Source organism: Streptomyces tendae, assembly GCF_014650435.1.
GTDB lineage: Bacteria > Actinomycetota > Actinomycetes > Streptomycetales > Streptomycetaceae > Streptomyces > Streptomyces tendae.
This window is the reverse complement of record NZ_BMUY01000004.1, coordinates 238,517-256,819: the sequence shown is the minus strand read 5'-3', so window position 1 is coordinate 256,819 and position 18,303 is coordinate 238,517. Positions and strand designations below refer to the sequence as shown.

General features: G+C 72.6%; 16 protein-coding genes. 8 read left to right on the top strand and 8 right to left on the bottom strand.

What is annotated here, in order from left to right; all coding sequences use genetic code 11:
• Window positions 1–166: 166 nt before the first annotated feature.
• Together IE258_RS13220 and IE258_RS13215 are read right to left on the bottom strand one after the other, a co-directional pair.
• Window positions 167–1,171: a helix-turn-helix domain-containing protein gene (locus IE258_RS13220; RefSeq protein ID WP_189743053.1), complete on the bottom strand. Its 1,005-nt coding sequence runs from the start codon at window positions 1,169–1,171 to the stop codon at window positions 167–169.
• A 128-nt stretch (window positions 1,172–1,299) separates the two neighbouring features.
• Window positions 1,300–5,019 carry a S8 family serine peptidase gene (locus IE258_RS13215; protein ID WP_189743052.1) on the bottom strand — a complete coding sequence of 1,240 codons (3,720 nt, stop codon included), beginning with the start codon at window positions 5,017–5,019 and terminating at the stop codon, window positions 1,300–1,302.
• A gap of 398 nt (window positions 5,020–5,417) precedes the next feature.
• Between IE258_RS13215 and IE258_RS13210 the strand changes: the two genes are divergently transcribed.
• Window positions 5,418–6,746 carry an SGNH/GDSL hydrolase family protein gene (locus IE258_RS13210; protein ID WP_189743050.1) on the top strand — a complete coding sequence of 443 codons (1,329 nt, stop codon included), beginning with the start codon at window positions 5,418–5,420 and terminating at the stop codon, window positions 6,744–6,746.
• 28 nt (window positions 6,747–6,774) lie between these two features.
• Here the strand turns inward: IE258_RS13210 and IE258_RS13205 are convergent, their stop codons facing one another.
• Window positions 6,775–7,395, bottom strand: a complete 621-nt coding sequence (locus IE258_RS13205) for a TetR/AcrR family transcriptional regulator (RefSeq protein ID WP_229892090.1) — start codon at window positions 7,393–7,395, stop codon at window positions 6,775–6,777.
• 83 nt (window positions 7,396–7,478) lie between these two features.
• On the opposite strand from IE258_RS13205, the gene IE258_RS13200 reads away from it, so the two are divergent.
• The gene (locus IE258_RS13200; RefSeq protein ID WP_189743048.1) at window positions 7,479–8,423 is read left to right on the top strand and encodes an aldo/keto reductase; all 945 of its coding nucleotides are present in this window, start codon (window positions 7,479–7,481) and stop codon (window positions 8,421–8,423) included.
• A 47-nt stretch (window positions 8,424–8,470) separates the two neighbouring features.
• Here IE258_RS13200 and IE258_RS13195 read toward each other — a convergent pair whose 3' ends face one another.
• From IE258_RS13195 to IE258_RS13175, 5 genes are all read right to left on the bottom strand, one after another.
• A complete protein-coding gene (locus tag IE258_RS13195; protein WP_189743595.1) occupies window positions 8,471–9,004 on the bottom strand; it encodes a TetR/AcrR family transcriptional regulator in 534 nt (177 codons plus the stop codon).
• Window positions 9,005–9,026: 22 nt separating this feature from the next.
• Window positions 9,027–9,863, bottom strand: coding sequence for an alpha/beta fold hydrolase (locus IE258_RS13190; protein ID WP_189743046.1), 837 nt, complete (start codon window positions 9,861–9,863; stop codon window positions 9,027–9,029).
• 60 nt (window positions 9,864–9,923) lie between these two features.
• The gene (locus IE258_RS13185) at window positions 9,924–10,460 is read right to left on the bottom strand and encodes a nitroreductase family deazaflavin-dependent oxidoreductase (protein WP_189743044.1); all 537 of its coding nucleotides are present in this window, start codon (window positions 10,458–10,460) and stop codon (window positions 9,924–9,926) included.
• A gap of 166 nt (window positions 10,461–10,626) precedes the next feature.
• Window positions 10,627–10,857, bottom strand: coding sequence for a hypothetical protein (locus IE258_RS13180; protein WP_189743042.1), 231 nt, complete (start codon window positions 10,855–10,857; stop codon window positions 10,627–10,629).
• Between the two features lie 104 nt (window positions 10,858–10,961).
• Window positions 10,962–12,005, bottom strand: a complete 1,044-nt coding sequence (locus IE258_RS13175) for a LacI family DNA-binding transcriptional regulator (protein WP_189743040.1) — start codon at window positions 12,003–12,005, stop codon at window positions 10,962–10,964.
• A gap of 251 nt (window positions 12,006–12,256) precedes the next feature.
• Between IE258_RS13175 and IE258_RS13170 the strand changes: the two genes are divergently transcribed.
• The 6 genes from IE258_RS13170 (at window position 12,257) to IE258_RS13145 (ending at window position 18,299) form a co-directional block, all read left to right on the top strand.
• Window positions 12,257–13,405 (top strand): Gfo/Idh/MocA family protein, encoded by a 1,149-nt coding sequence (locus tag IE258_RS13170; RefSeq protein ID WP_189743038.1) that lies wholly within the window; start codon window positions 12,257–12,259, stop codon window positions 13,403–13,405.
• Window positions 13,402–14,334 (top strand): DUF6807 domain-containing protein, encoded by a 933-nt coding sequence (locus IE258_RS13165; protein WP_189743036.1) that lies wholly within the window; start codon window positions 13,402–13,404, stop codon window positions 14,332–14,334. The genes IE258_RS13170 and IE258_RS13165 overlap by 4 nt, the downstream gene beginning before the upstream one ends.
• A complete protein-coding gene (locus IE258_RS13160; RefSeq protein WP_189743034.1) occupies window positions 14,328–15,056 on the top strand; it encodes a cupin domain-containing protein in 729 nt (242 codons plus the stop codon). The genes IE258_RS13165 and IE258_RS13160 overlap by 7 nt, the downstream gene beginning before the upstream one ends.
• 110 nt (window positions 15,057–15,166) lie before the next feature.
• A complete protein-coding gene (locus IE258_RS13155; protein ID WP_189743032.1) occupies window positions 15,167–16,504 on the top strand; it encodes an ABC transporter substrate-binding protein in 1,338 nt (445 codons plus the stop codon).
• Window positions 16,501–17,466 (top strand): carbohydrate ABC transporter permease, encoded by a 966-nt coding sequence (locus IE258_RS13150; RefSeq protein WP_189743030.1) that lies wholly within the window; start codon window positions 16,501–16,503, stop codon window positions 17,464–17,466. The genes IE258_RS13155 and IE258_RS13150 overlap by 4 nt, the downstream gene beginning before the upstream one ends.
• On the top strand, window positions 17,463–18,299 hold the full coding sequence (locus tag IE258_RS13145; RefSeq protein WP_189743028.1) for a carbohydrate ABC transporter permease: 837 nt from the start codon (window positions 17,463–17,465) through the stop codon (window positions 18,297–18,299). The genes IE258_RS13150 and IE258_RS13145 overlap by 4 nt, the downstream gene beginning before the upstream one ends.
• Window positions 18,300–18,303 lie beyond the last annotated feature (4 nt).

Genomic DNA, 18,303 nt, shown 5'->3' with positions numbered 1-18,303 from the left:
TCGGGCCTGGGGGACGGACCCGTCTGCTCGTCGTGACGAGGCGGGGCGGGCCGCGGGCGGTACGAGCGGCTGGGGGGAAGACGCCGCCGCAGGGATCACATCACAGCGGGTCGGTGACTGTCCACGGTGTCCCGTCGCCCGTGCCTCGGCCCGATGCCTCCGCCCGTCACAACCATCCCCGCCGCGCCGCCTGCCAGGCGAGCTGCATACGCGTCGCCGCGTTGGCGCGCTCCATCATGCCCTGGATACGCCGCTGGACCGTCCGGCGGCTCAGCTGCATCTGGGAGGCGATCGCCTTGTCGGCGACTCCCGCCACCAGCAGGGAGAGCAGCCTGCGGTCGGTGGGGGCCAGCGCGTCGGGCGCCGCGGGCCCGTCGGTTCCGGACAGTTCACCGGTGTCGTCGACGTCCAGCGGGACGGCGTCCTCCCAGTACCGCTCGAAGAGCGCCACCAGGGCCGCCAGCAGATTGCTGTCCCTGACCAGTGCCGTCGTCGGTTCCTCCGGACTGCCGTGCGGTCCGCCGGCGACGAGGGGGAAGACGGCCACCGCGCGGTCCGCGATCGCCAGCCGCAGCGGCAACTGCGGTACCGCACGGGCGACCTCACCGGCCCGCACTCCCGCCACGACGTTGTCGACCGCGCCCTCGTCGTCGAAGAACGCCTTCTCGTACAGCACCCGGTAGCGCACGCCGCGGGCCAGCGCCTCGAACTCCTCGGTGTTGCTGCCCGAGGGCATGGCCACGTACTGGGCCTTGCAGAACCAGAGCATCTCCTCCCGCACACTGGTCTGGATCTGCCGCAGGTGCTGGCGCAGCGCCTCGGCGCCGGTAATCACCTCCAGGAGCTGGCCCGCGTCCCGCCTGCGCATGGTGTCCCGGTAGGACTCGATCAGCCGGGCCGCCTCGTGCTGGGCCAGGTCGAGCGCCTCGGCGCTGCGTTTGAGCCGGGGCAGCAGGGCGACATCGGGCGGAGCGGCCTGGTGCAGCCGGGGCGTGCCGTCGGTGGGGCTGGCGAGTCCCTTCGCGGTGAGCGACTCCAGGACGTGGTGCATCCGCTCGACCGGCATGCCGGCGCGCTCCGCCAGGTCGGCGGCGCCGGCCCGGCCGAAGGCCACGAGTAGTGCGTACACCGACTCCTCGTCGGGCGACAGCCCCGCGATCTCCAGCACCACGAACGCCCTCCCCGGATCCTGGGCCGTGACGGTTGAACACCGTACTGCACAGGTGGGGAGGGCGCGGCGCGGGTGTACGGCGTCCCCGGCCGCACACCCGCGCCGGACGGACGGCTGCCCGGGTACCGCTACCGGCGTACCGCGTAGGCGCGTTGCACCGTCTGCCGTACCGAGTTCCCCGCCGAGTCGCGTGCCGTCACGCGGAGCGTGACCCACGACTCCCGGTGGGCGGGCGGGGTGAGCGAGGCCCGGAAGGACTGGTGTCCGTGCGCACGGGTGCGCGCCGTCGACCAGGTGCGTCCGTCGTCGTAGGACGCCTCGACCCGGACGCTCACCCCACGCGGCACGGGCAGCCCGTCCTGGGCGCGGACCCGTACGTCGACGCGATGGGACCGGGTGCCGCGTACGGAATTGCGCACGTCGACCGGTACGTCGTAGTCCAGTTGGAGCAGCGGCAGCGGTGTGGCGGCGTCCGTGCGGCCCGACTCGAAGGACCAGGACGTAGAGGTGGCGACGCCCCTCGTCCACGCCTCGGAGTCGCGTGCGGTCTCCATGTCCAGCCGGTAGCGTGCCCGTTCGGCCGGCACGGCCACGTTCTGCCAGGCGCTGCCGACCCCGTCGACCCGCTCGCCGTCCCGGTACAGCACGGCGCTCGCGGTGTCACCGCCGGAGGTGGGCGACCAGTGTCCGGCCTGCGAGTCGGTGAACTCCGGGACCCTCAGCCGCAGTACGTTGCCGTCCCGCACGGTCGGTGTCGCGGTGCCGGCCGGGATCGACGGCCGGACCACCGCACCCTGCCAGGTCTCCGGGGGCTGTGCGTCGGCCCGGTAGGTGCGCGGATCGTCCCGCATGCCGGCGATCAGCGGCTGGTCCACGTCGAAGGTCGTGGTGTGGTGGACCCGGTGCTGCCAGGTGGTGTCGCCCGCGCTCACGTACTCGGTGCGCTCGAAACCGAGCGGCGCGAACCGGGTGTACTGCAGCCAGGCCGTGTCCTGGTACGGCCGCCAGCCGAAGCGCTGCTCGCTCGCCCACCCCGTGACACCGTTGTCGGCGTACGTGCTGCGGACGACCGCGCTGTTGCGCGCGGACACCGTGTGCACGACCTTGCGGGGCACCTGCTGCTCGGACACCTGCATCACGTCGTACAGGTACGGGCTGTGTGCCGTTCCGGTGAAGCGCACCGAGGTCGAGCCCCGGGCGATGCGCGCGAGCAACTCGGCGCCCGTGCCCTTGCCGATCCGCAGGGTGGGCAGGGCGTTGCGGTCGCCCGTCGGCCGCCAGCGGGTCCAGCCGGTGTCGTTGAAGTGGACAAGGATCACCGCGCGGACCCCGGCCGCGGCCGCCCGTTCGACCAGGGCCCGCTCACCGGCCCCCGTCGGGTTGTCCACCACCGCGACCTTGCCGCGGGCGTGGCTGAAGTCGGCGTCCGCCGCGTCACCCGCGTCCACCGCGGTCAGGGTCGCGCCGCGCTCCGGGAAGAGCGGCGACGCGGGCATGTAGTAGGCGCCCAGGTCGAACCGCGAGCGGGACACCTTCGCCTCGATGAGCGGGGCGACGAGCTGCCAGCGGGAGGCGAACTCGAAGGTGCCCTCGGTGACCTTCGCCGTCGGACTGATGTAGAGCCGTTTGGCGATGTCGAAGTACATCGTGCCCTGCGTCAGGCTGCGCCCCCCGATCTCACGGTAGGTCTGGTAGCTGAGGATCCCGCGCTGCTCCGCGGGGCGGGGTGTGCGGATCTCGACCGGAACCGTCTCGCGGGCGTCCAGGGTGACGGTCATGTCCTTGGTGACCTTCACCTCCGGCAGCACCACGTGGCGCAGCTCCTGGCCGTCCTCGGCCGACGTGGTCCAGCTGGTGTTGAGCTGGTAGACGCCCTCCTCGACCTCGGCGACGGCGGCGCCGGGGTCGGTGTAGCCGACGAAGCCCTCCGTGCCCCAGATGGTGGGCAGGTCCTGGACCTGCTTACCGTCCTTGTCGATCGTCTTCACGGTGATCCGGTGCGTCGGCCCGTGCACCACGAGGCTCAGCGTGGTGTGGGCGGCCACCGAGCCGTCGGCGGTCGTCGCGGTGACGTATCCGTAGAACTTGCCCTGCCCGGCACGGGCGGGATCCACGGTCAGCGGCACCTCGGCCGACGCGCCCGCGGGCACGCGCACGGAGTCGGAGCCGAGTCGCGCCGATCCCTCGGCCGGCGCCTTGCCCCCTTCCGTGGCCAGCTCGACCGCGAGCGAGAGCGTGACGTCCTGGTCCGAGGAGTTGGTGTACCTGACCCTCGAGGTCACGGGCTCGGTGTCCGACGAGGTGAACGGGCCCATGACGAGCGTGCCGGTCGCGGTCACCGCGCCCAGTCCCGCGGCGCGCAGGTCGATCCGCCCGCCGCCCTGTTCGGTGACCTTCGGGCCGTCCACCGTGACCGCGGTGCTGATCAGCGCGTCCTTCAACCGGGCGCCGGACCAGTCGGGATGACGCTGGGCGAGCAGCGCGGCGGCGCCCGCCACGTGCGGGGTCGCCATCGAGGTGCCCGAGGCGGCGGTGTAGTGCTCGTCGACCGGGTCGCCCATGGCCGACCCGGCTGCGCGTGCCGCCACGATGCCGACCCCGGGAGCCGTGACGTCCGGCTTCACCGCGTCGTCGCCGAGTCGCGGGCCGCGGCTGGAGAACGGGGCGAGCGAGTCGTCCCGGTCCACCGCCCCGACGGTGAGGGCGGCGTCCGCGGCGCCGGGCGAGCCGACGGTGCGGGGCCCCTGCTCGCCCTCGTTGCCGGCCGCGACGACGAACAGCGTGCCGGTGCGCCGGCTGAGGTCGTTGAGCGCCTGGCTCATGGGGTCGGTGCCGTCGGTGGCCCCGGAGGAGCCGAGGCTCATGTTGACGACGTCGGCACCCTGGTCCGCCGCCCACTCCATGCCCGCGATCACCTGCGACTCGCTGCCGAAGCCGTCGTCGCCGAGGACCTTGCCGATGAGCAACTGCGCGGCGGGCGCGACACCCTGCCTGCTCCCGCCGGAGGCGGCACCGCTGCCGCCGACGATGGAGGCGACGTGGGTGCCGTGCCCGAAGACGTCGTTGGTACCGGAGCTGCCGGAGAAGTCCTCGGCCGCCGCGACCCGGCCGGCGAGGTCGGGATGGCTCTGGTCGGCGCCGGTGTCCAGCACGGCGACCTTGACGCCATCGCCCCGGTAGCCGGCCGACCACACCTCAGGGGCACCGATCTGGGCCGTACTGCGGTCCAGGGAGGCGCCCACCCGGCCGTCCAGCCACACGCGCGGAGTGGTCGCGGCGGCCTTAGCGCGCTGCCCGCCGGCCGGGACGAGTTGCTTCCAGAACCGTCCGAGGTCCGCGTCGCCGACCCGCACGGCACGCGCGTCGATGCTCTCGAGTTCGCGGACCGACGCGTCCCGCGCCAGATCGGTCAGGGAGTTCACGGAGGAGGCCGCCACGCCCTCGGTCCGCTCCACGATGAGCGGCAGCGCGTCGGTGTGCGCGGTGTCGTACCGCTGCGCGAGGAGCGCCGTCACGTCGAACAGGTCCCGGTCCAGGCGGCCGGCGGCCACCAGGGCGTCGGCGTCGGACGGAAGGACCGTCACATGGCCGTCCTGCTCGAAGGTCCTGAAGAGGATGCCCTTTCTCCCCGGCCCCGGCGTGACGGACGCCGCCTGGCGGCCGTCCCCGGCCCGGGTGACGGTCACCCGGTCACCGGTGATCAGCTCGACCGTCGCCGCGCCGCCGTCCGACGGGGTCGCGACGGTGTCTTGACGCGGTGTGCCCGCCAGCGCGGGTACGGGGGCCACGGCGCCGGCGGCCAGCGCCAGACCGGCCGATATCGCAGCCAACAGGCGGATCCGTCTCATCAGTGCGCTGCCTTCCCATGCGTTCGATGCAAGTTCGTGCGTTGGTCAGAATGAGCGCACCGCACACGGGGTGTCATGCGATTCGAGTGGCACAGGTGGGACATGTCGCAAGGGCGACAGTGGCCCGTCGGGAGGGTGTACGAGGGGGCAACCCGGTTGCGGGGGTGTGGGGTTGGCGTGGCCGACGATGCGCGGGCCGGCGCGAGGCACCGGAGAGCCGCATGAGGCGTGAGCCGGGGGGCGCCCGGGGAGGATCCAGCGGGACCCGCCCGACACATCACGTCACATCACGTCGTCCCGTCCCGTCCCGCCCCGCCTCGTCCAGTCCCGCGCCGTCCAGTCCAGCCCCCGTCCCGTCCCGTCATGTTCCGTCCCGTCCCGTCGGAAGGCAGGCACCGATGCGCCGTTTCCTCGCCCGAGTACTCGAACCCGCTCGCGCGCCCCTGGCCAGAGGCGTCGCGGCCGCACTGGCCCTCACCCTGGCGTCCTCCGTCCTGGCCGCGTCCACGAGCACCGCCGCCGCTCCCGAGGGCAACGGCCCGGACCACCGGCCCGGGGGCAACGCCTGGTTCACGTCCTGGGCCTCCTCGCAACAGCGCCTCGCGCCCGACCCGCTGCGAGACCAGTCGATGCGCATGATCACCCACCTGAGCCAGGGAGGTGACGCGGTCCGTATACGCGTCCAGAACACCTTCGGCACGGCACCGCTCACCGTCGACGCGGCGACCGTGGCCCACAGCGACGGCAGGGACGCCGCGACGCGAGGGCGTCCGCTCCCCGTCACGTTCGACGGCCGACGCGAGGTCGTGATCCCACCCGGCGGCGAGGTCTGGAGTGACACGACGGGGCTGCGCACGGCCGCCCAGGACGACATCGCGGTGTCGCTCTCCGTCTCCGGCACGGTGGCGCCGGGGCGACACGACAGCGCCTTCCGCACCAACTACCTGACCCCGCCCGGCTCGGGGGACCACACCGCCGACCCGGCCGGCACCGCGTTCACCGAGACGACCGGCTCCACCCTCCTGGTCAGCGCGGTCGACGTGCGCAACCCGCGCCTGCGGGGAAGCCTCGTCGCCTACGGCAGTTCGGTCGTCGACGGAACCGGGTCGACGAACTGCGGACCGGGTTGCGACCGCCCGGGCGCCAACCTGAGGTGGACCGACGACCTCGCGCGGCGCATCACCTCGGAGCTGCCCGCCACCCGGCAGTTCGCCCTCGCCAACGCGGGCATCGGCGGCACCACGAGCGCCGCGACCTGCCCGGGCATCGGTGAGTCCGTGCGCGGCCTGGACGCCGCCGCCCGGCTGGAGCGCGACGTGCTGGCCCTGCACGGGGTCACGGGCGTTCTCTACTACTACGGGACCAACGACCTCCCGGCCGGCTGCGACGCCGGGCAGATCCAGGCGAGTTACCGCGAGGTGTTCCGGCGACTGCGGGACGCGGGCATCAAGGTGTACGTCACGCCCATCACCCCGCGCCCCGGCTACACCGACCAGCACAACCGCGACCGGCACGCCGTCGGCACCTTCGTCTCGAAGTGGAACAGCTGCGGCGGCACCTGCGACGGGATCCTCCCCTTCGACCGGGTGCTCGCGGACCCCGTGCGGCCGAACAGCATCAACCCGCCCTACGACACCGGCGACGGCGTCCACGCGAACATCGCGGGCCAGCGGGCCCTCGCCGACATCGTCTCGCTCCCGATGCTGGCGTCGTCGGCCCGCCGGTGATCCGGTGACCACCGGGGCACCGGGGTCGTCAACCCCCCGACGGCCGTAGGGCGTCGACGACGAGATCGAGCAGACGGCCCGTCCGCTCCGGCTCGTCGTCGGCCGCCGTGGAGAGGAACACACCGAGGAGCATCGCGGTGACGTCGTCGGGCTCGACGTCACCGCGCAGGGAGCCCGCCCGCACTCCCTCGGCGAGGAGCGCGCCGATCGCGGCCGTGATGCGCTCCCGGGTGGCGGGAGTGGCGAGGCGTCCCGAGGCCCAGCCGCTGTGGAGGGTGTTGAGCATGGCGCGCTTCGTCGCGACGAACGCGGCGTAGCGCTCCATCCAGGCGCGCAGGGCCTGTTCGGGCGGCAGTTCCTTCAGCAGGGCCGGGGCGCTGTCGGTGACGTCGTCCAGTTCGGCGGCGTAGACGGCCTCGACCAGTGCCTCGCGGGTGGGGAAGTGGCGGTAGAGCGTGCCGATGCCGACCCCCGCGTCGCGGGCGATGCCCTCGAGCGGGACGGTGTCGTCCGCGGCGGTGAAGGCGGCGCGCGCGGCGGCGACGAGGTTCTCACGGTTGCGGCGCGCGTGTGCGCGCAGCGGGCGGCCCGTGCTCGCAGGGGGGCGGGGGCGGTCGGCGGCGGGCGTCGGTTCCTGGTCCGGACTCAAAGCGGAGGATCCTCCGGTAGTGCTACAGTCGGCTTGACGGAGGCTCCTCCGTTTTGCCATCTTCTCATGAGGACGGACTTCCCATGACGTCACACGGCACCTCTCCCTCCGCCACGGCCGAGGGCACTCCCCGCCCCGGCGGCGCGGGTGTGCTCGCCGGCCGCACCGTCTCCCGGATCGGGTACGGCGCGATGCAGCTCGAGCGGCTGCACGCCGACCGCGGCGCCGCCGTCGCACTGGTACGCCGCGCGGTGGAGCTCGGCGTCGACCACTTCGACACCGCCCAGTTCTACGGCGACGGCTTCGTCAACGAGGTCCTGCGCGAGGCGCTGGGCACCGCGGACGACGCCGTGGTCGTGACCAAGGTCGGCGCGACCCCGGACCCCGGCGGTCCGCTTCCCCTGCGGCTCGCCCAGCGGCCCGAGGAGCTGCGGACCGACGTCGAGGACAATCTCCGGAGCCTGGGCACCGACCGCCTCGCGGTCGTCAACCTGCGCCGCGCCGACACCGGTCCCGGGCTCCGTGCCGAAGGCGATCAGCTGGTCGACATCGACGACCAGCTCGCCGTGCTGACGGCACTGCGGGACGAGGGCAAGATCGGCGCCATCGGGCTCAGCGCCGTCACCCTGGACGGGCTGCGCCGCGCGCTGCCGGTGGGCATCGCCTGCGTACAGAACTCCTACAGCCTGGTCAGCCGCACGGACGAGGACATGCTCCGGCTGTGTGTCGCCGAAGGCATCGCCTGGGTGCCCTACTTCCCGCTCGGCGGCGCCTTCCCGGGGATGCCCAAGGTGGCCGACGAGTCCGCCGTCCGGTCCGCGGCGGCGGCGCTCGGTGCCACGCCGGCCCAGGTGGGGCTCGCCTGGTTGCTGCACCACGCCGCCAACGTGCTGCTGATCCCCGGCACGGCGGACCCCGGTCACCTGGAGGCGAACATCGCCGTCGGAGGGCTCGCCCTGGACGGAGCCGAGGTCGCCGCGCTGGATGCCGTGCCCAGCCGCTCCGCGGACCACGTGCGGCTCGGCTGAGGGGGGTGCCGGCCCCTCCGGGGGCGACGGGGGCGACGGGGGCGACCTCACATGGCGCGCAGGCCCCGGTCGGCGAAGGCCACGAGCCAGTCGAAACTCGCGTCGATGTCCGTGCTCCACTGGAAGCCGTGTGCCGCCTCCAAGGTGGCGAAGCCGTGGCAGAGGCTGCGCAGCATGCGCAGGGCGTGGTCCGCGTCGCGGTCCTCGATCTCGTAGCCGCGCAGGACGGCGGTGAACGCGTCGAGCAGCCGCACTCCCGCCGCGGCCAGGGGATCGTCCGGGCCGGACGGCTCCTGGCCGATCGTCGCGGCGTACCGCCCGGGGTGCTCCACGACGAAGGCGCGGAAGGTGCGCGCCGCGGCCGCCAGGGCGTCGCTGCCCGCCCGGCCCTGTACCGCGCCGCCCACGGCGTCGGCGGCCTCCTCGAGGGCCAGCGCCGCGATCCGCCGGATCAGGTCGTCCTGACCCGCCACGTGCTTGTACAGGGACGGGGTGCGCACGCCGACCCGGTCGGCCAGCAGCCCCATCGTCAGCCCGGCGAGGCCCACTTCGTCGGCGAGCGCCGCACCGGCGCCGACCACGGCCGCCCGGTCCAGTCCCGCCCTAGGCACGGGCGGCGTCCGAGCGCAGGAAGGCGAGCACGAGCGCGACCACCCGGTCGGGGTACTGGTCGTGCGGATAGTGGCCCGCGCCCTCGATCATCTCCAGACGGCCGAGGCCGGCCGGCAGGGCGTCGACGACGGCCGCGCCCTCGGCGCGCGGGTCGGCCCAGTCGGGGTCCAGCGTCCCCATCACCACCAGGACCGGGCACCGTACGTCACCGAGCCGGGCGCCGGCGTCGGTCGGAGCGCTGCGGCCCATGGCCTGCATGGCCTTCATCCGGCCCGGCTCCCGCAGCAGGGTCTCGATGCGGCCCAGCCGCTCGGCCCAGTCGGCCGGCCTCACCCCCGGGTAGGCCACGTCGAGGTACGAGCGCCAGAGCCGCAGACTGCCGAAGAGTCCCGCGCCGAGCAGCCGCACCATGCCGCGCCGGAACCGCCGCACCCGCAGGTCGCCGAGCCGGACCGACTGCTTGCGGGTGAACGGCGCCAGTTCGACCACCGAGGTGACGAGTGAGGGCTCCCGCGCCGCCGCGATGGTGGCCGCGCCGCCCGAGACCGAGTGGCCCACGAGGACGGCCGGGCCGCCGAGGTGGCGGATCAGGGCGAGGAGGTCGCCGGCGATGTCGCTGCGGCTCCAGGCCGGCCAGTCGACGCTGGACTCGCCGCAGCCGCGCAGGTCGACCGCGGCCACCCGGTATCCGGCCGTCACCAGGTGGGGCACCACGGCGCGGTAGGCGGCACGGCTGTCGCCCACGCCGTGCGCGAGCACGATCAGCGGGCCCGAACCCGTCACCTCGTAGGCGATCGTCCCGCCGTCGACGGCAAGGTACTCGGTCATGGCAACCCCCAGGTGCGGCTAATGAAGTTAGCTAAAAGCTATTCTCATTAGCCGCACCTGTCAATGGGTCCGCGGCTCGGCCTTCGGAGGTGACTCGGCCTTCGGAGGTGCCTCGGATTCGAGGCGTACGAAGGGGATCGCTCGCCCGGCCCGGCGCAGTGACGTCGCGCTGCCGTCGGCGGGCAGGTGCATGAACGCGCACAGCCGGCGTGCGGTGCGGGGGTGGCGCGCCCCGTACTCCTCCATGATCGCGGCACCGTCCTCCGGGCCGAGGAAGCGGGCGGTGACCGCGTGGTGCCGGTTCCCGAACTGCAGGACCGTCTTCGGGCGCGCGCGCAGGTTGCGGTACCAGTCGGCCCGCGGGCCGAAGCCGGACGCCACCGTCCAGGCCGGGGAGTCCGGTTCGTGGGCCACCACCTCGAGGACGACATGGCGGTCCAGCCCCGAGACCCGACCCGTGTGGTGCAGCAGCAGCAAGCGCCGGCCCAGCAGCGGGCCGAGACCGACGCGGAACAGGAGGACGGGCGCACGGGCGGCCTTCCGTCGCCACCCTTGCGGAAGGGGAGGCCGCCCGGTGTCCGCGTCCTCGCTCTGCATGGGCACCTCCGGTGGTGGAGTGGCATCGGCTCCGGCGCCGGGGAGTCGGGGTCCGCCGGATGCTGGACCTTTGAAGTTTTGCACAGACCAAAGGTCGACCGAAGAGACGACGGGCCGAGGTGCGACGGCGAGGGATGGCGGGCGGACGGAGTGGAGGGGGAGCCGCTCAGTCGGTCGGGATGGGCGGCCGGATCGCTCGTTCCACGGCCTGTTCCACCTCGCGGCGCGGCACGCCCTGTTCCTCGGCGTAGGCGGTGATGCCCTGGACCAGGGCGGCCGTGGCGTCCGACCAGACCGCGAGGGCGACCGTGGCGTTCTCGCCGGCGTTGTTGCGATAGCGGTTGTCCGCCGCCTCGACGGCTCGCTGGAGGTCGATGAGGCGTCTCGGGATGTCCATGGTGGCGAGCCTAGGAGTGATGATCATGGAATTCAGTGCCCGGCCGAGCGCGGTCGCTCCCAGCGGGGGCAGTCGTGTTTGCCCTCGCCGTTGCCCGTCGAACCTCAGGCGTCCAGCGCGCGTCGCCCACCCGACGTGGACTCCCGCACCTCCAGCCAGTGCGGTGCCACGTGCACCTCGAACGGCAGGGGCGCCCGGGAGCGTATCCGGGCCGCCAGGCACTTCACGGCCAACGAGGCGATGGCGGCCTTGTCGGGGACCATGGTCGTCAGGGAGGGCGTGCTGTACAGCGCCTCCTCGGAGCCGTCGATGCCCGCGACGGCGACGTCGCCGGGAATGGCCAGTCCCGCCTCGTGCAGGGCGCGTTGGGCGCCCACGGCCAGCAGGTCGCTGAAACAGAAGACGGCATCGGGGCGTTCGCCGGCGGGCAGCGCGGCGAGCCGGCGCATCGCCAGCAGTCCGTTGCGCCGGTCGAACTCCTCGATCCGGGGCGCGAGCCGGGGGTCGAAGGGCAACCCGGCTGCGTGCAATGCCTGTTGGTACCCCTCGAGGCGCTGACGGCTCGTCGCGGAACCCTGCCGGTCCACGCCGACCGCGGCGATCCGGGTGCGCCCGAGGCCGATGAGGTGGGCGGTGAGGTCACGGGCCGCCGCCACGTTGTCGATCAGTACGTGGTCGGCGACGACACGGTTGCGTCCGTAGGTGCGCTCACCGAGCAGCACCAGCGGGAACTCGTCGGTGACGGAGGCGAGTTCGTCGGGCGTGGCGCGCAGCGGGGAGAGGATCACTCCGTCGAGCAGCGAGGCGCCGACCCCGCCCGCCAGCCGCAACTCCTCGGCGGCATCGCCCAGTGACTCCTCGATCAGCACGGTCAGGCCGAGCAGGGTGGCCTCGCCGCGCACGTGGTGGGCGAGTTCGGCGAAGTAGGGCGTCGCCAGTTCCGGGACGACGAGCGCGATGAGACCACTGCGTCCCGTACGGAGCCTGCGCGCCGAGGGGTTCGGCCGGTAACCCAGCTCGTCCACCGCCCGCATCACCCGCGAGCGGGTGGCCTCGGACACGCGCGGAGCGCCGCGTACAACGTTGGACACCGTCTTGATCGACACCCCCGCGCGCTCCGCCACGTCCTTGAGTCTCACCGCGGCCACAGCCCGCCCCCTTGCCGAAGTTTCCGCAGATTATGCCCCTGCGTGTCGCGCCTGTCAGTACGTGAACCGGGCGCCGACTCTTTTGCGGACAGAGGGTTGACCTTGCGGACGCACGCCGGTTACAACGTTGGAACACCACGATAGCAAGCGGTTGCTGCCAAGCGGCGCCGACGTCCTCCGCCTGCCCGGGCACGCCCACCACCGTGTGTCCCGCAGCGCCCAGCCCCCGTTCGGCTCACGAGAGGGTCCGCATGTCATCGCACGTTCCGAACGCGCCGCTGCGCACAGCAGTGGTCGGCACGGGATCCATCGCCCGGTCCAGTCACCTGCCCGCCCTGAGGAAACTGGCCGCCGAGGGCGAGGTGGAGGTCGTCGCCGCGGTCGACGTGGAGGGGCCGGCGGTGCGTGCGTTCGCCGACGAGTTCGGCATCCCGCAGGCGTCCACCGACCTCGACGCGATGCTGACCGAGGTGCGCCCGGACCTCGTCGTGCTGTGCACACCGCCCGCCGTGCACCGCGAACAGGCGGTGGCCGCGCTCGCCGCCGGGGCCTGGGTGTGGTGCGAGAAGCCGCCCTGCCCCTCGCTCGCCGACTACGACGCCGTCGAGGCGGCCGAACAGGGCGACGGCGCGGGGCCGTACGCCTCCGTCGTCTTCCAGCACCGCTTCGGATCAGGCGCCCGGCACGTGCGCGCGCTGCTGCGCGGCGGCGCGCTGGGCCGGCCACTGGTGGCCCACTGCCAGACCACGTGGTACCGGAACCAGGCGTACTACGCGGTGCCCTGGCGCGGCCGCTGGGCCACCGAGGGCGGCGGACCGGCGATGGGACACGGCATCCACCAGACGGACCTGCTGCTGGATCTGATGGGCCCGTGGACCGAGGTGCGCGGCATGGCCGCCCGGCTCGTCCACGACGTGGAGACCGAGGACGTCTCCACGGCCCTGGTCCGCTTCTCCGACGGAGCCGTCGCCACCCTCGTCAACAGCGTGCTGAGCCCCGACGAGGTGAGCCGGATCCGCATCGACTGCGAACTGGCCACCGTCGAGCTGACCCACCTGTACGGCTACCGCAACGCGGACTGGCGCATCACCCCCGCGCCCGGCGTCCCCGAGGAGACGGCCGCGGCCTGGCGGGACTTCGGCGCCGACGAACCCAGCTCGCACCAGGCCCAACTGCGCGTCCTGGTCGACGACATCAAAAGCGGCCGCCGCCATTCGACCAGCGGTGCGGGCGGCCGGCGGACCCTGGAGCTCATCACGGCCCTGTACAAGTCCGCGTTCACCGGCACGACCGTACGGGCGGGCGACATCGGCCCCGGCGACCCGTACTACACCGAACTGCACGGCGGAGCCCCGGGCTGGGCGCCGGCCGTCACCCGCGAGGAAGAGGTCCAGGCATGACGCTCTCACTGACCCACGTCCACGGAGACCGCATCACCGTGGCCCACGGGGCGGCCGGAACCGAGCTGTTCTCCTACGTGTACCGCCCCGAGGCCGACTGGGAGGCGCCCAAGCCGTACCTCCACCCGATCAGGACCCTGTCCGGCGGACTCGTCACGGACTACCGGCCCAACGACCACCGCTGGCACAAGGGGCTCCAGCTGACCGCCTCCCACCTGTCCGGACAGAACCTGTGGGGCGGCAACACCTATGTGCACGGCGAGGGTTACCTGGCGCTGCCGGAACGGGTCGGCTCGATGGCCCACGTGGCCTTCGAGGAGGTCGCCGCCGAGGGGGACCGCGCCGTCATCGCCGAGCGGCTGACCTGGCACCCGCACGGAGGCGAGCTGTGGGCCGAGGAGGAGCGCCGCGTCGAGGTGCGCGACGTCGACCCGGACACCGGCAGCTGGACCCTCACCTGGACGTCCTCCGTCACCAACCGGCGCGCCGAACCACTGCGGTTCGGCAGCCCCACCACCCACGGACGCCCCGCCGCCGGATACACCGGACTGTTCTGGCGCGGGCCCCGCGCCTTCCGCGGCGGCCGGGTCTTCACCGCCGACACGGACGCGTCGTCCCAATCCGACCCGATGGGCTCGCAGGCACCCTGGCTCGCCTACGTCGGCGAGCACGACGGACGGGACGGCCACGCCACGCTCGTCTTCGAACACGCCCCCTCCAACGACCACTCGGGCGAGAAGGGCACCCACCCGGCGCACTGGTTCGTGCGCAGCGACCCCTTCGCCGCGGTCGCACCGTCCTGGGCCTTCCACGAGGAACTGGTCCTGCCGCCCGGCGAAGCCCTCTGCCGGGCCTACCGCGTGGTCGTCGCCGACGGCGCCTGGGACCGCCCGCGGGTCGCCGCCCACCTGGCGGGACTGGCGTGGTGAGCCCGACGTACGACGGCTTCCCGGCGGCGGTCGGGGTGTCCCGCCTGACGGTGTACGACTGGCCGACCGTGGAGGGGCTGCCCGGCGGCGGCACCCCGCACCTGCATCTGACGTGCAGCGAGGGCTACGTCGTCACGGCGGGCCGGGGCGCGGTGCAGACCCTGACCACCTCGGGCTTCGAGGAGACGCCCCTGGAACCGGGCACGGTCGCCTGGTTCACGCCCGGAACGATCCACCGCCTCGTCAACGACGGAGGGCTGGAGATCACCGTCGTGATGCAGAACAGCGGCCTGCCCGAGGCGGGCGACGCCGTCCTCACCCTGCCCCAGGACCGCCTCACCGACGCCGACACGTACGCCGACGCGATCCGCATCCCCGCCGACCTGCCCGAGGCCGAGCAGGCGCGGATCGCGCGGGCCCGCCGTGACGCGGCGACCCGGCGCTTCCTCGAACTCCGCGCGGCCACCCAGAACGGCGACCCGGAGCCGCTCGCCGCGTTCCAGCGGGCCGCCGCCGAGCTGGTGCGGCCACGGCTGGACGACTGGGAACGGCGCTGGCGCGACGGTGCGCACGCGGCCGCGGAGGCGACCCGGGCCCAACTCGACGCACTGCGCGGCGGGGTCGGCGGCCACCTGACCGCCGCCCGGGTGTCCGCGACCGGACCCGCGGCACGCGGACGCTTCGGAATGTGCGGCAGGCTGGCCGTCTACCCGGGCATCTGAGCCCCGCCCCCCACCGGCTCGCCCCCCCCGCGCTGCCGCAGCTGGAACAGCGGGCACCGACCGAGCCCCGCACCTCCCCAACACATCCCCCCATCCCCGGGAAGGCCCCCATGCCCGAGTCCCGAAGCGGTCCGCGCCGACTTCCCAGCCGCCGGGCCGTCCTGGCCGCGGCCGCCGTCGGTCTGAGCACCGCGCTGACGGCATCGCTCAGCGCGTGCTCCTCCTCCGGCGACGTGTCGTCCGAAGGAGTCACCCTCACCTTCTCCTGGTGGGGCAACGACGACCGCGCCGCACGCACCAAGAAGGCCGTGGCACTCTTCGAGCAGGAACACCCCGGCGTCACCGTCCGCACCTCCAACGCCGACTTCGGCTCCTACATGCAGAAGCTGGCCACCCAGGCGGCCGGCGGAGGCATCCCGGACGTGGCGCAGCTCGACTACCGCCAGATCTCCCAGTACTCCGGCGGCGGCGCGCTCCTGCCGCTCGACGAAGCCGTCGAGCACGGCACGATCCGCACCTCCGAGATGGACGAGGAGTTCCTGCACACCGGCACCTACGAGGGCGAGCAGTACGCCGTACCGATGGGCCGCGGCATCACCGGCTACGCCTACGACGCCAAGGTCTACGCACAGGCCGGCATCCCCACCCCCCGGCCCGACTGGACCTGGGAGGAATGGGCCGACGCCAACCGGAAGATAGCCGCCCTGGGACTGAAGGCCCCCGACGGACGCACCGTGGTGGGCGCCAACGACAACGGTGTCAACGAGGACATTTTCGAGGACTGGCTGCGCGGCCGCGGCGGGAAGCTCTACGCGAGCCAGACGAAGCTGGGCTTCACCGAGGACGACCTCGCCGAGTTCTGGACCTTCTGCGACTCCTTGCGCGAGGAAGGCGCCGTCGCCGAGGCACCGGACACCGCGCAGGCCAACACCACCGAGATGTCGCCCATGGGCCGCGGCCTGGCCGCCGCCGACTTCACCTGGGACGCGCCCTTCCCCGGGTACCCCGCGCTGCTCGGCGACCAGGTCCACTTCGCCCCGGTCCCCACCACCGACGGGCGCCAGGGCGCGTACTTCAAGCCCTCCATGCTCCTCGGCGTCGGGGCGCACACCGACCACCCCGAGGAGGCGACCGCACTCGTCGACTTCCTCCTCAACGACGAGCGGGCCGGCGACATCCTCGGCTTCACCCGCTCCACACCCCCCAACCGGAGGATCGCCGCCCGCGTCGCCAAGACCCTGGAAGGGGCGGAGCGCGAGATCTACCAGTACGCCCAGAGGATGGAGAAGTACGGCCTGGACGCCCCGCCCGCCGCTCCACCCCGGGGCGACGTCGCCCTCCAGACCGCCTTCAAACGCGCCTACCACCGCGTGATGTACGACCTGACCTCCCCGCGCGAGGCGGCACGGGAATTCATCGACGAGGCCAACCGGGAGCTGCGGTCATGAGCACGGTGTCCACCACGGCGCCCGCGCGCGCCGACCGCACCACGGAACCACGGCCATCGGCCGGTCGCCGACGCCGACGCGAACAGCAGTGGCCCGCCTACGTGTTCCTCACCCCGTGGATGATCGGCGCGGCCGTGCTCACGCTGGTGCCCATGGCCGTGTCGCTGTGGCTGTCCTTCACGGACTACAACCTCTTCGACCCACCGCACTGGGTGGGCCTGCGCAACTACAAGGAGATGCTCACCGAGGACCCCCGCTACTGGCGGTCGGTCGGCACCACCCTGCTGTACGTCGTCGTCGCCGTACCCCTCAAACTGGGCCTTGCTCTCGGCGCAGCCATGCTCCTCAAGAGCCTCGGCCGCGGCCGGGCCTTCTACCGCTCCGCCTTCTACGCGCCCTCGCTGCTCGGGGCGAGCATGTCGATCGCCCTGGTGTGGCGTGCGCTGTTCAACGACGGCGGCACCGTCACCGAGGTCCTCGGCTCCCTCGGCATCCACACCGGCAGCTGGGTGGGCGACCCGGACCTCGCGGTCTACGTCGTCGTCCTGCTGACGGTCTGGCAGTTCGGCGCACCCATGGTGATCTTCCTCGCCGGGCTCCAGCAGATCTCGCCCGAACTGTACGAGGCGGCGGCGCTGGACGGCGCGGGCCGCTGGCGGCAGTTCGTGTCCGTCACCGTGCCGATGCTGTCCCCGGTCGTCTTCTTCAACCTGGTCCTGGAGATGATCCAGTCCTTCCAGGTCTTCACCCCGGCCTTCGCGGTCAGCGGTGGCGAGGGCGGCCCCGCCGACTCGACCCTGTTCTACACGCTCTATCTCTACGAACGCGGCTTCACCGCCTCCCACATGGGCTACGCGGCGGCCATGGCCTGGCTCCTGCTGATCGCCATCGGCGTCATCACCCTGATCCTGTTCCGGACCTCCAGGTCCTGGGTCTTCTACGCGGACGAGGAGGGACGATGAACCCCACCACCAGGCGATGGCTGCCGCACACGGCCGCCCTCGCAGGACTGCTCGTCCTGCTGTACCCCCTGGCCTGGCTGCTCGCCACCTCCCTCAAGCCGGCCGACGAGGTGGTGACCAGCCTGGACCTGTGGCCCAGCCACCTGGAGTGGTCCAACTACACGACCGCCCTGGACGGGGTCTCCGGGGTACCGGTGAGCCGGCTGCTGTGGAACTCCCTGCTGATCGCGGGCGGCGCCGTCGTCGGCAACGTGCTGTCCTGCTCCCTGGCCGCCTACGCCTTCGCCCGGCTGCGCTTCCGGATGCGCAAGGCGATGTTCGCCTTCATGGTCGCCACGCTGATGCTGCCGCACCACGTCGTGCTGATCCCGCAGTACATCATCTTCAACCGGCTCGGCATGGTGGACACCTACTGGCCGCTGATCCTGCCCAAGTTCCTGGCCACCGAGGCGTTCTTCGTCTTCCTCGTCGTCCAGTTCATGCGCGGACTGCCCCGCGAACTGGAGGAGTCCGCCCGCATCGACGGCTGCGGAGCCTTCCGCACGTACTGGTCGGTCACCCTGCCGCTGAGCCGGCCGTCGCTGATCACCACGGCGATCTTCACCTTCATCTGGACCTGGAACGACTTCTTCACGCAGATGATCTACCTGTTCGCCCCGGAGAAGTTCACCATCACCCTGGCCCTGCGCAGCTTCGTCGACCAGTCCAGCACCTCCGCCTACGGCCCCATGTTCGCCATGTCGGTGCTGTCCGTCCTGCCGATCGTGCTGTTCTTCTTCGTGTTCCAGCGCTATCTGGTGCAGGGCATGGCCACCTCAGGACTGAAGGGCTGAACCC

Bases quoted from the DNA above. Each gene is read 5' to 3' on its own strand.
- IE258_RS13165 (WP_189743036.1), top strand. From the start codon at position 13,402: ATGACGCTCTCACTGACCCACGTCCACGGAGACCGCATCACCGTGGCC.
- IE258_RS13180 (WP_189743042.1), bottom strand. From the start codon at position 10,857: ATGGACATCCCGAGACGCCTCATCGACCTCCAGCGAGCCGTCGAGGCG.
- IE258_RS13170 (WP_189743038.1), top strand. From the start codon at position 12,257: ATGTCATCGCACGTTCCGAACGCGCCGCTGCGCACAGCAGTGGTCGGC.
- IE258_RS13145 (WP_189743028.1), top strand. From the start codon at position 17,463: ATGAACCCCACCACCAGGCGATGGCTGCCGCACACGGCCGCCCTCGCA.
- IE258_RS13155 (WP_189743032.1), top strand. From the start codon at position 15,167: ATGCCCGAGTCCCGAAGCGGTCCGCGCCGACTTCCCAGCCGCCGGGCC.
- IE258_RS13215 (WP_189743052.1), bottom strand. From the start codon at position 5,019: ATGAGACGGATCCGCCTGTTGGCTGCGATATCGGCCGGTCTGGCGCTG.
- IE258_RS13150 (WP_189743030.1), top strand. From the start codon at position 16,501: ATGAGCACGGTGTCCACCACGGCGCCCGCGCGCGCCGACCGCACCACG.
- IE258_RS13200 (WP_189743048.1), top strand. From the start codon at position 7,479: ATGACGTCACACGGCACCTCTCCCTCCGCCACGGCCGAGGGCACTCCC.
- IE258_RS13210 (WP_189743050.1), top strand. From the start codon at position 5,418: ATGCGCCGTTTCCTCGCCCGAGTACTCGAACCCGCTCGCGCGCCCCTG.
- IE258_RS13190 (WP_189743046.1), bottom strand. From the start codon at position 9,863: ATGACCGAGTACCTTGCCGTCGACGGCGGGACGATCGCCTACGAGGTG.
- IE258_RS13185 (WP_189743044.1), bottom strand. From the start codon at position 10,460: ATGCAGAGCGAGGACGCGGACACCGGGCGGCCTCCCCTTCCGCAAGGG.